This window comes from Leptolyngbya sp. O-77 (assembly GCF_001548395.1).
Lineage (GTDB): Bacteria > Cyanobacteriota > Cyanobacteriia > Elainellales > Elainellaceae > Thermoleptolyngbya.
Genome location: NZ_AP017367.1, coordinates 1193023 through 1207359, shown reverse-complemented (window position 1 = coordinate 1207359; position 14337 = coordinate 1193023). Strand labels below are relative to the sequence as shown.

General features: G+C 58.7%; 12 protein-coding genes. 7 read left to right on the top strand and 5 right to left on the bottom strand.

What is annotated here, in order from left to right; all coding sequences use genetic code 11:
• Positions 1–33 precede the first annotated feature (33 nt).
• Positions 34–546 (top strand): adenine phosphoribosyltransferase, encoded by a 513-nt coding sequence (locus O77CONTIG1_RS05145; RefSeq protein ID WP_068508617.1) that lies wholly within the window; start codon positions 34–36, stop codon positions 544–546.
• A gap of 22 nt (positions 547–568) precedes the next feature.
• Positions 569–1633, top strand: coding sequence for an ABC transporter permease (locus O77CONTIG1_RS05140; protein WP_068508615.1), 1065 nt, complete (start codon positions 569–571; stop codon positions 1631–1633).
• Between the two features lie 7 nt (positions 1634–1640).
• Here O77CONTIG1_RS05140 and O77CONTIG1_RS05135 read toward each other — a convergent pair whose 3' ends face one another.
• Both O77CONTIG1_RS05135 and O77CONTIG1_RS05130 read right to left on the bottom strand, forming a co-directional pair.
• On the bottom strand, positions 1641–2549 hold the full coding sequence (locus O77CONTIG1_RS05135) for an ADP-ribosylglycohydrolase family protein (protein WP_068508612.1): 909 nt from the start codon (positions 2547–2549) through the stop codon (positions 1641–1643).
• A gap of 77 nt (positions 2550–2626) precedes the next feature.
• Positions 2627–2875 (bottom strand): DUF6761 family protein, encoded by a 249-nt coding sequence (locus O77CONTIG1_RS05130; RefSeq protein ID WP_068508610.1) that lies wholly within the window; start codon positions 2873–2875, stop codon positions 2627–2629.
• Positions 2876–3192: 317 nt separating this feature from the next.
• On the opposite strand from O77CONTIG1_RS05130, the gene O77CONTIG1_RS05125 reads away from it, so the two are divergent.
• From O77CONTIG1_RS05125 to O77CONTIG1_RS05110, 4 genes are all read left to right on the top strand, one after another.
• Positions 3193–3909 (top strand): response regulator transcription factor, encoded by a 717-nt coding sequence (locus O77CONTIG1_RS05125; protein WP_317134211.1) that lies wholly within the window; start codon positions 3193–3195, stop codon positions 3907–3909.
• An 80-nt stretch (positions 3910–3989) separates the two neighbouring features.
• Positions 3990–5252, top strand: a complete 1263-nt coding sequence (locus tag O77CONTIG1_RS05120; protein WP_225894690.1) for an esterase-like activity of phytase family protein — start codon at positions 3990–3992, stop codon at positions 5250–5252.
• A 203-nt stretch (positions 5253–5455) separates the two neighbouring features.
• Positions 5456–7507 (top strand): serine/threonine-protein kinase, encoded by a 2052-nt coding sequence (locus O77CONTIG1_RS05115; RefSeq protein WP_068508606.1) that lies wholly within the window; start codon positions 5456–5458, stop codon positions 7505–7507.
• Positions 7508–7545: 38 nt separating this feature from the next.
• The gene (locus O77CONTIG1_RS05110; protein WP_068508604.1) at positions 7546–7740 is read left to right on the top strand and encodes a hypothetical protein; all 195 of its coding nucleotides are present in this window, start codon (positions 7546–7548) and stop codon (positions 7738–7740) included.
• Between the two features lie 38 nt (positions 7741–7778).
• Here O77CONTIG1_RS05110 and mgtA read toward each other — a convergent pair whose 3' ends face one another.
• Positions 7779–10427 (bottom strand): magnesium-translocating P-type ATPase, encoded by a 2649-nt coding sequence (gene mgtA / locus O77CONTIG1_RS05105; protein WP_068508602.1) that lies wholly within the window; start codon positions 10425–10427, stop codon positions 7779–7781.
• A 187-nt stretch (positions 10428–10614) separates the two neighbouring features.
• On the opposite strand from mgtA, the gene O77CONTIG1_RS27770 reads away from it, so the two are divergent.
• Complete coding sequence (locus O77CONTIG1_RS27770; RefSeq protein ID WP_286132552.1) at positions 10615–12153, top strand: dienelactone hydrolase family protein; 1539 nt, start codon at positions 10615–10617, stop codon at positions 12151–12153.
• 198 nt (positions 12154–12351) lie between these two features.
• Here O77CONTIG1_RS27770 and O77CONTIG1_RS26665 read toward each other — a convergent pair whose 3' ends face one another.
• Positions 12352–12750 (bottom strand): hypothetical protein, encoded by a 399-nt coding sequence (locus O77CONTIG1_RS26665; protein WP_286132551.1) that lies wholly within the window; start codon positions 12748–12750, stop codon positions 12352–12354.
• The gene (locus O77CONTIG1_RS05090) at positions 12692–13948 is read right to left on the bottom strand and encodes a DEAD/DEAH box helicase (RefSeq protein ID WP_286132550.1); all 1257 of its coding nucleotides are present in this window, start codon (positions 13946–13948) and stop codon (positions 12692–12694) included. Before O77CONTIG1_RS05090 ends, O77CONTIG1_RS26665 begins: the two co-directional genes overlap by 59 nt.
• Positions 13949–14337 lie beyond the last annotated feature (389 nt).

The window sequence follows — 14337 nt, the reverse complement described above, 5'->3', positions numbered from 1 at the left end:
AGAGACTCTCCACAGACTTTGTAGATTTGCAATATGGATTTGAAATCGCTGATTCGTGATATTCCCGATTTCCCCCAGCCGGGAATTTTGTTTCGAGATATTACTACGCTGCTGCGCGACCCCGAAGGACTGCGCTATACGATTGACAGCATGGCCGATCGCTGTGCCGATCTGTCGGTGGATTACATCATTGGCATGGAGTCTCGCGGATTTATCTTTGGTGCGCCGCTGGCTTACAAGATGGATGCGGGGTTCATTCCTGTCCGCAAGCCCGGAAAGCTGCCGGCCCCAGTCCATAGCGTCGAATATGAACTGGAATATGGCACCGACAAGCTGGAGATTCACCGCGATGCGGCTGAGCCGCCCGCCCGGATCTTGATTGTGGATGACGTGATTGCGACTGGGGGCACGGCTGCTGCAACGGCTAAGCTGGTGGAACACACAGGCTGTGAACTGGCGGGGTTTGGGTTCATTATTGAACTCACTGGGCTGGAAGGTCGCAAGAAACTGCCGGACGTTCCAGTTGTTACCCTGGTGGAATACTAGGCTCAGGTTAGGCAGGGCGACTATGACTTCTCGCGACACGGCTTCGGCGCAACAGCGATTTTCGGAAGGGCTGGTGCAGGTGCGGCGGTTTTTTGCCAGTGAAACCTTCGGCTATGTGGTGAAACGGCTGTTGCAAGGGGGGCTGACGCTGCTGCTGGCTTCGGCGCTGAGCTTTTTTATTATTCAGCTTGCGCCGGGGGACTATCTGGACACGCTGCGCCAGAATCCGCAGATTTCGGAAGAGACGCTAAGTGCGTTTCGCGAACAGTTTGGGCTGGATAAGTCGCCGATTGAGCAGTATTGTCGCTGGCTGTGGCAGATTTTCACGCGCGGCAATTTTGGCGTGAGCTTTATCTATTCTCAGCGGCCGGTGACCTCGCTGCTGTGGGAGCGGATTCCGGCAACGCTGCTGCTGTCGATCGCCTCTTTGGTGATTACCTGGGCGATCGCCCTCCCCCTGGGCATCATCGGTGCGGTGAATCAGAACAAGCTGATCGACCGCATCTTCCGCGTGATCAGCTACATCGGTCAGGGGATGCCCGCGCTGATTATGGGGCTGCTGCTGCTGTTTTTGGCGCAGCAGCTCTCGCCGCTGGTGCCCGTCGGCGGCATGACCAGCATCAACCACACCGACCTGACCCTGATTGGCAAGGCGCTGGATATTGGCTGGCACATGATTTTCCCGACGCTGGCGCTGAGCCTGGTTGGGTTTGCGGGGCTTCAGCGGATTACGCGAGGCGAACTGCTGGACGTGCTGCGGCAAGACTATATTCAAACCGCCCGCGCCAAGGGTCTGCCGGAAAATCGGGTGATTTATGTCCACGCGCTGCGAAATGCGCTGAACCCGCTGGTGACGCTGCTGGGCTTCGAGTTTGCCAGTTTGCTGGGCGGCTCGTTCATTGTGGAGAATTTCTTTAATTGGCCCGGCTTGGGGCGGCTGGTGCTGGAGGCGATCACCGCACAGGATTTGTATCTGGTGATGGCGAGTTTGATGATGGGCGCGGCGATGCTGATCATTGGTAATTTGCTGGCAGATCTGCTGCTGAAGGCGGTTGATCCACGGATTAAGTTGAGCAGCATTCAGTAGGGCGGGGTTAGCCTGTGGCTGCCACCAGCTTTTCTGCCAGTTGCCCAATTTCGTCGCGCAACGTCAGCGGCTCCAGCCAGTGGGGCGGAATGCCCGACTCGCCATAAAACGCGCCTGCGACCTGGCCGCAAATGGCGGCGGTGGTGTCGGCATCGTCGCCCAAGTTGGCAGCGGCGAGAATTGCCTGCTCGTAGGTGTCGGTGTTCCAGAAGCACCAGAGGGCGGCTTCCAGGCTTTGGATGACATAGCCTGTGCCGTGGATCTGGTCGATGGGTTTGTCGCGATACGTGCCTTGGGCGATCGCCCCCACGGACTCTTCGGCAAAGGATGCCGGATCACTTCCCAGCAGAATTTCGGCTTTGCTTGCGCCTGCTAAAGCGCGGTGCAAAATCTCGCCAAATAGCTGCGAGGCTGCGACGCACTCCGCTGCGCCGTGGGTGGTGCGGGCACTCTCGCCAGAAAAATGCCGCGTGCGATCGCTATCGGGAAAGTAGAAAATCGGCACGGGAGCCAGACGCATCAGGCAGCCATTCCCTGCTGCTCTGGGATGAGTCGAGCCGCTAAAAGGATTGCCAGACGCTTTGTAAGCCTGCAATGCCTGTCGGGTCGTGTTGCCAATGTCAAAACAGACCCCAGTGCTGCTGAGATAGCCCCGCTCAAACCAGGCGCAGTAGCGCTCCATCTGGTCGGCTGCGTCGAAGGTGCCCAGTTCCACCAGGCTTGTGGCGAGACACAGCGCCATCGAGGTGTCATCCGTCCACTGTCCTTTGGCCAGTCGAAAGGGGCCGCCGCCCACCATGTCAGCCATCGGGGGAAACGAGCCACGCGGCTGAAACTCGACCGTGGTGCCAACGGCATCACCCACGGCTAGCCCCAGCAAGCAGCCTCGCGCACGCTCCAAAGGGTAAATCGGCATCTCAAAAAAAGCGGCTAACTGGTCAAGTGATACAGTAAATCGCGGCGAAATGGCTGGTAACGGTTATTTAGTACTATTTAGTAGAAATCGACTTCTGGTTCAGGCTGCGGCTCGACAAAGCTGGAGGGGTCGTAGAGATAGCGAGTGGCTTCTTCTTCGAGCTGGTGAACCAGATAAGGTTCGACGACGTTCGTATGCCGAAGGGCGGCCAGATATCCATCGAGGTATAGGCGCAGCTCATCGAAGCGATAGCCCCGATGCCACTGCTCGTTCAGCGCGTCGGTGAGGCGCTGATAGAACCGGATAATTTGTGCGTCCTGAAGCATGGAGAGATGGTGCAATGCTATGCCCTATTTTACCCCGAAGACTGGGGTGGGCGAAGAGCGATCGCCCCATTCTTGGCAGACAGATAAGCATTATGAATATGAATATGAATACGAAGTTTCTAGCCACCCACAATAGCGCCAGCTTGGTTCCCACAAACGGCGCATTTGTCAAGGCTTGAGTCGCTTAGCCCGTAGCAGTGGTTACAAAACCTTGACAAGCGCTCTGTTAGCTTTAGGAACAATCCATATCATTAGCTAAATCGTAGCTAGACATTGTGAGCGCTGTCTGCATCCAAATTGTCGAGGGAAATCCCCATTTGCGATCGCTTCTCGGGTGGCACCTCCAGCAGGTCGGCTATTCGGTCTATCAATCTGCCAGCTTGCAGCAGGCCAAAGATGTCTACTTGAACCGCAAGCCCCAGCTTGTAGTGCTGGATTCAGATCTGTCCGACGGAAACGGGCTGGAGTTTTGCCGATGGCTGCGTCAACAGAGCCAGCCCTTTGTGCTGATTCTCTCGGCCCGCAGCACCGAGTCGGATATTGTAGCTGGATTGCGGGCTGGCGCGGATGACTATCTCACCAAGCCCTTTGGAATGCAGGAGTTTTTGGCGCGGGTAGAAGCGCTGACCCGCCGCAGTCGCCCCACTGTTGCCCCTGCTATCTTGGACTATGGCGATCTGAAAATTGACCTAGTGCAGCGCCGCGTTCATCTCAAGCACGAGCTAATCGACCTGACCCCGCAAGAATTTAGCCTGCTCTATGTGCTGGCGCAGGCAGGTGGCTTACCCCTCAGCCGTTCGGAACTGCTCCGCAAAGCCTGGCCCGATGCCATTGACAATCACCGCACTGTGGATACGCACGTTCTTTCTCTGCGTAAAAAAATCGAGGTCGATCCGCGCCAGCCTAATCTCATCCAAACCGTCCGTAACGTAGGCTATCGCTTCAATATCGAGGTGGCCGGGCAAGGCCCGGTTGCCGCGTCTCAACCCAGCCCAAACCACAACCACCGAGCGGCGCTGCATTCTCTGTCCTGATAGTCAGGCCCGCTTTCACGACGGCGGAAGAAGCAACGCTTGCGCTATGCTGCTGCTAGCTGCGCTTGTCTGCTATTGCTATGGGTTTCGGGTTGTTCTCTACGGGTTCTGGCGTTCAGCCGCTGCTGCGAATGAACGGACTGCGAGTTTTGGTGAGGGTTTTGGGGCGGTGGCTCAGCAAAACGTTGAACGGACGGAGGGCGATCGCCCTTCCCCTTCTGTTCCTGCTGCTGTTGGGAACCGCAGGCTGCACGCTGCCCCGCGTCAGCGCAGAGGAACGGCTATTGTTGCCCCTGTCGGTAGATTTTTTGGGCGAATACCGACTACCACCGCAGGAGTTTGAGGGTGTGCCCGTGGGCGGTCTGTCGGGGCTGGCCTATGACCGTCAGCGCGATCGCCTCTATGCCCTCTCCGATGACCGCAGCAATTTTGGCCCCGCCCGATTCTATACGCTCAGGTTGACTCTGAACGCCGTTGATCCTGACAACCCCAAGCTGTCGTCCGTTGAGGTGGAATCCGTCACGCCGCTGCTGACTGAAGACGGCCAGCCCTTTGCAGCAGGGACGATCGATCCAGAGGCGATCGCCCTCACGCCCCGCCAATCCCTCTACATCGCCAGTGAAGGCATCCCTAGCCAGAGCATTCCGCCCTTCATCGACGAGTTCGACCTGGAAACTGGCCGCCGAAAATCTCGTCTCAAACTTCCAGAGCGCTATTTGCTACCGTCCGCCGACGAGCCGCCACGCGGCGTGCAGGAAAACCTGGGCTTTGAGTCTCTCACCCCCGACCCCAGCGCCCTCGGCACGGCCGGCTATCTAGAACCCTTTCGCCTGTTTGCCGCCACCGAGTCTTCGCTGCTTCAGGATCGGGACGCTGGCTCGCCGGGTGAATTGCCTCCCCTGCGCCTGCTGCACTACCTCATCGGCGAAGACCAGGCAACCCTGCTGGCCGAGCATCTCTATGACCGAGACGCGCTGCCGCCAGAGCAAGGCGAACCCGGGCTGACGGAACTCCTGGCGATCGACGCGGGTGGCCACTTCCTCAGCCTAGAGCGGGCCTTTACGCCACACACAGGCGTGACCGCGCAACTCTTCCAGATGGTGATGGGCAACGCCACCGACACGTCTGCAATGCCCCAACTCCAGGGCGACCTGAGCGGCATCCAGCCCGTCCGCAAGCGCCTCCTGCTCAACCTGAGCAACTTAGGCATCCGGTTAGATAACCTGGAAGCCATGACCCTCGGCCCCCGTCTGCCTGACGGCTCCGCCAGCCTGCTACTGGTCAGCGATGACAACTTCAACCCGCTCCAGGTGACGCAGTTTTTGCTATTTCGCCTGCGATAAGGAGCGGACTTGAGCGAAAGGACGCTTGAGATGCGAGAGCAAGCCACGGTCGCTATCAATCCAAAACCCAAACTCTAAAACCCAAAAATCCAAAGCCCCAAGCCGTCCTCTTCCGAAATTAACCCCGCAATCAATGTATCTATAATGTTGAACTTGTTGGACTCATCTTCTCGTTCCCTACTCCCTTAATCCCACGCCTTAACATGCAACCTCCCTTGTCCGCTGGAACTGTTTTGCAAAATCGCTATCGCCTGGTGAAGCTGCTTGGCCAGGGCGGGTTTGGGCGCACGTATTTGGCAGAGGATTTGGGGCGGTTTAGCGAGCGGTGTGCGCTGAAGGAATTCATTCCGTCGCAGTCGGGAGACTATGCGCTGGAAAAGTCTAAGGAACTGTTTCAGCGGGAGGCGGCGATCCTGTATCAGATTCAGCATCCGCAGATTCCGCAGTTTCGCGCCACGTTTGAGGAAAATCAGCGCTTGTTTTTGGCGCAGGATTATGTGGAAGGTAAGTCCTACCGGGATTTGCTGACGGAGCGCAAGCTGAGCGGACAAACATTTTCAGAACCAGAAGTGGTGCAACTGCTACGGCAACTGCTGCCTGTGCTAGCCCATATCCATGCCCGTGGCATCATTCACCGCGACATTGCGCCAGATAACATCATGCTGCGGCAAGCGGATCAGCTTCCAGTGCTGATCGACTTTGGCGTGGTGAAGGAAATTGCCACACGGCTGCAAACGGCGACGCAATCGACCACCGTCGGCAAGCTGGGCTATGCGCCGAGTGAGCAAATGCAGACGGGACGTGCCTATCCCAACAGCGATCTCTACGCGCTGGCGGTGACGGCGGTGGTGCTGCTGACGGGGCGAGAGCCGCAGGATTTATACGATGACATGAACCTGACCTGGCACTGGCAGCGCTACGCCAACGTTAGCCCTGGGCTGGCGCAGGTGTTGAACAAGATGCTGAGCTATCGGCCGGGCGATCGCTATCAATCGGTGGCCGAAGTTGCCCAGGCGCTCCAGGCAGTAACCAATGCGGCAACCTATCCCACAACGCAGCCGCCCACCTACCAGCCGCCCGGCTACCAGTCGCCCACCTATCCCCAGCCCAGCTATCCCCAAGCGGGCTATCCCCAGCCAGGCTATTCGCAACCGGGCTATCCGGCCGCGCACCCATCCCAAACGCCCCAGCCCGCCGCCAGCCCGCCGCCCGACCCCCTTTCGCAGATGCAGACAGTGGCCGTGGGCCGCCCCGTGCCGCCCAGCACGACGACGGCGCATACGCAGGCAGTGGGCAATGCGGGTCGGCAAGTGCCCAATCGGTTAATTCCTGCGCCGCGCCAGACCTCGGTGTGGGACAATCCGCTGGCAGTGCTGGCGATTGGCATTGGGCTGGCGACGATTACGGGCATTGCGTCTTGGGCAGTGGTGAGTGCGCTGCTGAACGGCAGTCCGCCTGTGGCAACGCCGTCGCCGACCGTAACGATTACGCCCAGCCCAACGGTGTCGCCCTCGCCTAGCCCCAGCCCAACGGCGTCGCCCTCGCCCAGTCCCTCGCCCAGCCAGCCCGTCGAGTTTGACCAGCGGCTCAATTTGCGGCCCGGTTCCAACACCACAGCACGGGGCAGCCTGCGAGATAACCAAACCATCAACTACCTGATTTCGATGGAAGCAGGAGAGGCGCTGACGGCCCGGCTGGATGGCGATGGCGTGATCATGACGGTGCTGAATCCTGATCGCCAGCCTGTGGACGGACAGGCCTCGCAGGTGTTGCAGTGGCGCGGCACGGCGGCCTATGCAGGAGATTACGTCGTGCAGGTGAAGCCGCTGTCGGGCATTTCGCAGACGGACTATGCGTTGAATCTGAGTTTAGAAGGCGTGCCGCCGAGTCCCACACCTCCGCCACCGCCGCCGCCTGATCCGTCACCCATGCCAGAGCCGCCGCCGGAAGTCGATATCCGCACCGAAGCGCTGAATCTGTCGCCAGGGGAGTCGCAAGAAGTGGATAACCAGGTGCGGGCCAACCGGATGCGGCGCTATCTGGTGGATTTGCAGAGCGACCAGGGCCTGGTTGTTGAGATCATTCAGGGTGATGTGCTGGTGGATATCCGCGATCCCAATGGGCGATCGCTCTCCAGTGCATCGGGCGGCACGCTGCAAATCGGGCCGGGGCTGCCGCAGTCGGGCCGCTATCAGATCGACGTGAGCGCCAACCAGACGGTGAACTTTGTCCTGCGGGCGACAGCGATTAATTAAACGATTAACTAAACCATGCAGTCTTTGCTAGAGCAGGAATGAAGGATAGTGTGTGGCTACTGGCGAAGGTGATGGGTGGGTCGGCTGTGGGGGCGATCGCCATCAAGTATTTTCCACCGCTGGCGCTGGTGCCTGCCAGGGATGAAGTCGTGTGGGCGATCGTGCTAATGCCGACGCTGGCGATGGCGGTGCTGCTGGGATGGCTCACCTGGCGGAGGCGGTCATCGGCCTAGGCGGGCAGAAGCCTAGCAAACCTAGCAGATGAACCCTTCTAAAGCCAGGTCTTGAAGCGGCGGATATAGGCGGCTTTGACCCCGCGAGTGACCAGCCAGTAGCCCAGGAGAATGGCAACCAGCCAGAGGAAATAGCGGGCCGGCAGCGGCACCAGCCCAATACTCTCACCCAGGGGCGTAAAGGGGAGCAGCAGGGCGATCGCCATCACCAGCCCCGTCATCCCCAACACAGGCAAGGCGGCCGTGCTCTGGGTAAACGGAGCCTTAACCGTGCGAATCAAATGAATAATCAGGGTTTGGGACAACAGCCCGTAGACAAACCAGCCCGACTGAAACAGCGCCGCATCAGCGGGCACGTTGAACCCCAGCACCCCCCACAGCACCGCAAACGTCACATAGTCAAAAATGGAACTGACGGGACCAAAGCACAACATAAACCGCCGCAAATCCCGCACAGACCAGCGCTGGGGCTGCACCAGATAGGACTCATCTACTCGGTCAAAGGGAATCGCCGTTTGGGACAGGTCGTAAAGCAGGTTTTGCACCAGCAGTTGCAGCGGCTGCATCGGTAAGAAGGGCAGCAGAGCGCTAGCGCCCATCACGCTCAGCACATTGCCAAAGTTGGAGCTGGTCGCCATCTTCAGATACTTGATGATATTGCCAAAGGTGCGGCGACCCTCCACAATGCCCTGTTCTAGCACCAGCAGGCTCTTTTCAAGCAAAATCACATCGGCCGACTCCTTGGCCACATCCACCGCCGACTCCACCGAAATGCCCACATCCGCCTCTCGCAGGGCCAGCGCATCGTTGACCCCATCGCCCAAATAGCCCACCGTGTGTCCCTGCTGTTTGAGAACCTGCACAATTCGGGCTTTTTGCAGGGGCGACAGCTTGGCAAACAGCGTCGTGTTCTCAGCAACGGCAGCCAGTTCCTCGTCGGTCATCGGGTCAATCGCCGAACCGAGGCAGACTTGCTGAACGGGCAGCCCGACCTCCTGACAAATCGTGCGGGCGACATGCTCATTGTCTCCAGTTAGCACCTTGACACGCACGTTGTACTGCTGCAAGGCGGCGATCGCCCCCTTTGCCGTCTCCTGCGGCGGATCGAGAAACGTCAGGTATCCCACCAGCCTTAGCCCCGCCTCATCTGTCGGGTCATAGTGATCCTGCGGTGCATCCAGCCGCTTGCAGGCCACGGCCAGCACCCGAAACCCCTGCCGGCTAAACTGCTGGGCTGTTTGGAGGGTCTGCTGATGCAGCGCTTCGGTCAGGGGCGTTGGCTCTCCCTGGTGCTGGAGGTGGCTGCATAGACCCAGCACCTCCTCCACAGCCCCTTTGCAGATTAGCAGCGGAAAACCCTCCTGTTCGACCACCACAGACAGCCGCCGTCGCGCAAAATCGAAGGGCACTTCCCCCAGCTTGCGATGGGTCAATGCAATCTGGGACAAGGCACTCGCGTCGGCCGCTTCCAAAATGGCATCGTCCAATCGGTTTTGAATGCCCGTCTGGTAGTAACTGTTCAAGTAGGCATCGGCCAGCGGATCGGGGCTGGGCTGGCCCAGGGGGGCGATCGCACTGTGAAACGACACCTGGTTTTGGGTGAGGGTGCCCGTCTTGTCGGTACACAGCAGGTCAACTGCGCCCAGGTTTTGCACCGCGTCCAGCCGCTTGGCCAGCATCTGCTGTCGGGCCAGGGCACTGACCCCGCGTGTCAGTCCAATGCTGAGAATCAGGGGCAATAGCTCTGGCACCAGACCCACAGCGACCGCCACTCCAAAGATCAGAGAAGTTGTCCACTGCCCGCGAACCAGGCCGTTGAGCAAAACCGCACTGGGGGCCATGATGGCGATGAACCCGATCAGCAGCCAGGTGATGTGGTTAATGCCCGTGTCAAAGCTAGTGGGCGATCGCCGCCCGATCAGCGTTTTCGACAGCATTCCCAAATAGGTCTGCGCTCCAGTGGCTATGACCACGGCGCGAGCGCTGCCCCCCAACACTGTGGTTCCCATAAAGCAAAGGTTGGGCAGATCCCACCAGTCTCCGTCGGGCGATGGCACGGCGCGGACGGCGCTATATTTTTGCACCAAGTCAGATTCCCCCGTGAGGATCGACTGGCCCACAAAGAAGTTATTGGCCTCCAGCAGCCGCACATCCGCAGGCACCATATCTCCCGGAGCCAAATGTACGACATCCCCCGGCACGAGCTGGCGAATGGGAACTTCTTGGCGGCGCTCGGCTGGCAGCAAATCGTCGTAGCGGCTGACGGTGGCGGTGGTTTCGACCAGGGCCCGCAGCTTTTCGGCGGCGCGGCTGGAGCGATATTCCCGCGCAAACCGCAGCACCCCGCTGAGCAACACAATCCCCAGAAGCAGCGCTGCGCCCCGCTGATCGCGAGTGAACCAGGCGGCGATCGCCAGCACCAGCAGCAAATACACAAACGGGCTATTGAAGGCGCGGAATAGCTGCTGATACCAGGTGGGGGTGCAGTCGTGGGCAATTTCATTAGGCCCAAACTGGCGGCGGCGCTGGCGAGCCTGCAAGGCCGTTAGCCCATAGGGACGCGTCTCGAGCTGGTTCAGCAGATGATGAGGATCGGTTTGAGCCGCTTTTACTGCAAGCGGCAGCCATGACTTACCAGACGCAACAGGCATGGCGCGATGGGACGCAACAGAAAACCAGGAGAGCATAGGGCAAACACCTCACCAGAGGGCTGCTTTTCATGATGCCGTGCTGGGGCGATCGCCGACGTGTCCAGCCATACCCCGACCAATACAAGTCTGCTGCTACAAGCCTGCTGCATCCCAACGCTCCAAAAGTCAATTCAAGCATCCCTGTCCTACCATAGGCTGAATAGCCTACGCAGGAGGATGCCCAATGGTTCTCAAAACGGCAATCGTGGAAACTGAGGCAATCATCCCCACGCCCAGTGGAGAGATGCCCGCCTTTCTCTATCGCCCCGCTGCGCCCGCTGCGTCGGCATCCAGTCCCGCCGTTCTCTTGCTGATGGAAGCCTTTGGACTAACCCCCCACATTCGGGACGTAGCGGCTCGCATCGCCGCCGAGGGCTACATTGTCCTCACGCCAGACCTGTACTACCGCGAATTGCCCCACAACAAATTTGGCTATGAGGAGGTGGAACAGGCGATGGCGACCATGTATCGCATGGATTTTGGGCAGCCCGTGGAACAGGATCTAAAGGCGGCGATCGCCTTCCTCAAGGCACAACCCGACGTTTCACCCGACCGAATTGGCGTTACCGGGTTTTGCCTGGGCGGGGGGTTGACCTTTTTAACAGCGTGTCGATTTTCCAGCGACATCGCGGCAGCAGCTCCCTTTTACGGCATGGTGTTGGACGATTGGGTGGAGGCGATCCAGGACATCACCATGCCCGTCTACCTGTTTCACGGCGGTGCTGATCCGTTCATTCCGCCGGAGCGCGTGCAGCACATCGAGGCGCGATTCAAAGACCTGGGCAAAGCATATCGGCTCAAAGTTTACCCCGATGCCGACCACGGATTTTTCTGCCACGAGCGATCGTCCTATAATGCCGCCGCCGCTGAGGATGCGTGGCAAGAGCTAACTCAGTTTCTCCGTCAACATCTCAACTCAACATCTCAACAAGGTGTCCTAAGTCCTAGGACTCTTCCTTCACTCTTCGTTTCGCACGGCGCACCCGATTTACCGCTATATGAAACTGCGCCCGCCGTGGAGTTTCTCAAGCAACTTGGCACACAGCTACCGCGCCCCAAAGCCATCCTCGCTGTGTCGGCCCACTGGGAAACGCGATCGCCCGCTGTGAGTACCGCTCTCCAGCCGAAAACGATTCACGACTTTGGCGGCTTTCCGCCAGAAACCTACGCCCTGCAATATCCTGCGCCCGGTGCGCCGGAACTGGCAGAGCGGGTCGAAAAGCTGCTGACGGAGGCGGGCACGACCGTAGCGCTCGACCCCAATCGCGGACTCGACCACGGCGCATGGGAGCCACTGCTGCTGATGTATCCCGACGCAGACATTCCCGTAACACAACTCTCGGTGCAGCCGCATTTGGGAGCCGCGCATCACCTGCAAGTGGGCCGGGCGATCGCCCCCCTGCGTCAGGAAAACGTGCTGATCCTTGCCAGCGGAGCCGCCACCCACAACCTGCGGGCCTTTGGCGGCTACGCCTTTGATGCTGCGCCGCCGGACTGGGTGACGGAATTTGACCAGTGGCTAGAAACGGCGATCGCCCAGGGAGACACCGATGCGCTGCTGAACTATCGCCAGGTCGCCCCCCACGCCGCCAAAAACCACCCCAGCGAAGAACACTTTTTGCCGCTGCTGGTGGCGCTGGGCGCAGGGGGCGATCGCGGCACCCAACTACACCACAGCACCACCTACGGCATTCTCAGCATGGCGGCCTATGCGTTTGGATAATGAGTAACTGAGGGACAAGGTTGCATAACCTCAAACTTCCTCATATTTCTTTTGAAAAATCAATGGTTGCTTTCACACCATTTTGAGCCAGACCGTTTATTCTAAACGGGAGAGTGACTCCGATCACTCTCGCAGGAGCAGACAGCGGTGGGGGCTACTGGCTGTCTGCTTCTTGCATTTCGGCGTATCAAAAGCAACTCAAGCGTTTTTCAAAAAAATCGCTTCCCAGCCGTGCGTGCCAAACTCTTTTTGAAACTCGCTGATCACCCAGGCGATCGACTTGCCCTGGCGCTGGGCAACGCGCATCAAATAATGCTTGTAGTTGTGCTTGTCGTCTAGGGTGGGTGCTGGGCCGAAAATCGAGCCGAGGCACCAGGCATCCTTAGGCATACAGTTGAATTTCTCAAAAAAGCGGCGATCGCTCCACGACGGGGCCGCCCCTTCCTGATACGTGCGCTTGCGCTGGGCGTGGAAAAACCTCAGCATTTCCTGTTCCTGGAGCATTTGCACCTGTTCGTCGCTCAGCACCTCTTCCAGGTCATCCAGACATACCTGGCTTTCGTCTCGCCATTCGTGCTTGCAATCGGGGCAGGTCATCAAAAAAATCGGCACAATCCGCCCGCAGCCGGGGCACTGCTTTGTCGGGGCGCTGCCGATGCCTGTGCCTTCGGGGTCTTCTTTTGTAGGCAGGTGATAGAACTGGATGTCTTCGGGAAAGCCCAGCCGCGCCAAATTGCCCGCCTGGTCGAGAATCGTGCCGTGCAGCTTGCCCGTATGCGGCGCAATTCGCATGACGCGCCCAATCTGCTGGTGGTGCAGCGCCCGCGACTGAGGTGGGCCGCAGCAGCAGCCCCACCTCTACGCTCGGCTCGTCAAAGCCAATGCTGATCACGTTGCAGGAAGTCAGCACCAGAATGTGCCCGTCGCGCAGGTCGGCGTAGAGCTTCTGACGATCCTTAATCGGCGTTTCACCGTCCACCGTTGCCGCTGGAACATTTGCCTGGTTAAACGCATCGGCAACGTGCCGGGCGTGTTCTACATCTACGCAAAAGGCGATCGTCCGCTTGTCGGGCACCAGCCGCAGCCATTCTTCGACAATGCGTTCGACTAATTCGGGGCGATCGCACGCATTTTTCAGTGCCCGCTCGTCATAGTCGCCCGCCACCGTGCCCACACCCGACAGGTCGATCTGATGCTCCGCCGACAGACCGTAATACTTCATCGGCGCAAGATAGCCCATCTTTTGCAGCACCGATGGCACGGGCGAGGCCACCAGCGTTTCCATATGGTCGCCCAGTTGCGACTTGCCCAGGCGATATGGAGTCGCCGTCAGCGCCAGATGCACCGCATTGGGATGGGTTTTGTAAAGCACCTGCTGCCCCACCTGGCTAAAGACCGTCGTATGCGCCTCGTCAAACAGCACCACATCGGCGTGCCACTTTTTCCACCAGTGGCGCTTGGTCATGGTTTGCACGCTGGCAATCTGGATCGGTGCAGTCGGGTCTTCTTTCCAGCCCGCTTTGATAAAGCCGCAGTGTAGCCCAAAGGCCCGCATCTTATCGTAGGTCTGCCCTACGAGTACATCCAGATGCACCAAAAACAGCAGCCGACAGCCCCGCGCCTCCGCATGGGCGCAAATTTGCCCCGCAATCACCGTTTTTCCTGCACCTGTTCCAGCAATCACCGCCACGCGCTTATAGCCCTCGCCCAGCTTGTTGTAGAGATCCTTAATCAACTGCACCTGATAGGGGCGCAGCGTCGGCGGCGTGGGAGCGGTCGCGTTTTGGGCAGTCATGCACGAAGCGTTGCGAAAAGACAACAGACTCAATCTCTAAGGCTTACTGTAGCAAAGGACAGCCTGGAATAGAGTTCGCGTGTACTGAAAGCCGTCAAAACCTTGTGCTGCGATTTAAGAAAACGAGTCACCCATCGAGAGCAAGAGGTTTAGCGAGAACGCCTCCTTAAATTTGGAGTAGTTCATCTACTTATCACTCAAAGGAGCTTGGATAAACGATATTTCAGCTATCAGCTACAGCGGGATGCTAAGCCAACGCCACACGCTGTGCAATGCCTTAAAATCGCACCCTGACGGATGCCGCGTGAATCCGGTAAAGCGCTATACAGAACACTATATAAAACACGCTCTGTAAGTGGACGCTTCTTTACCAAGCTCAAGCAGGATGG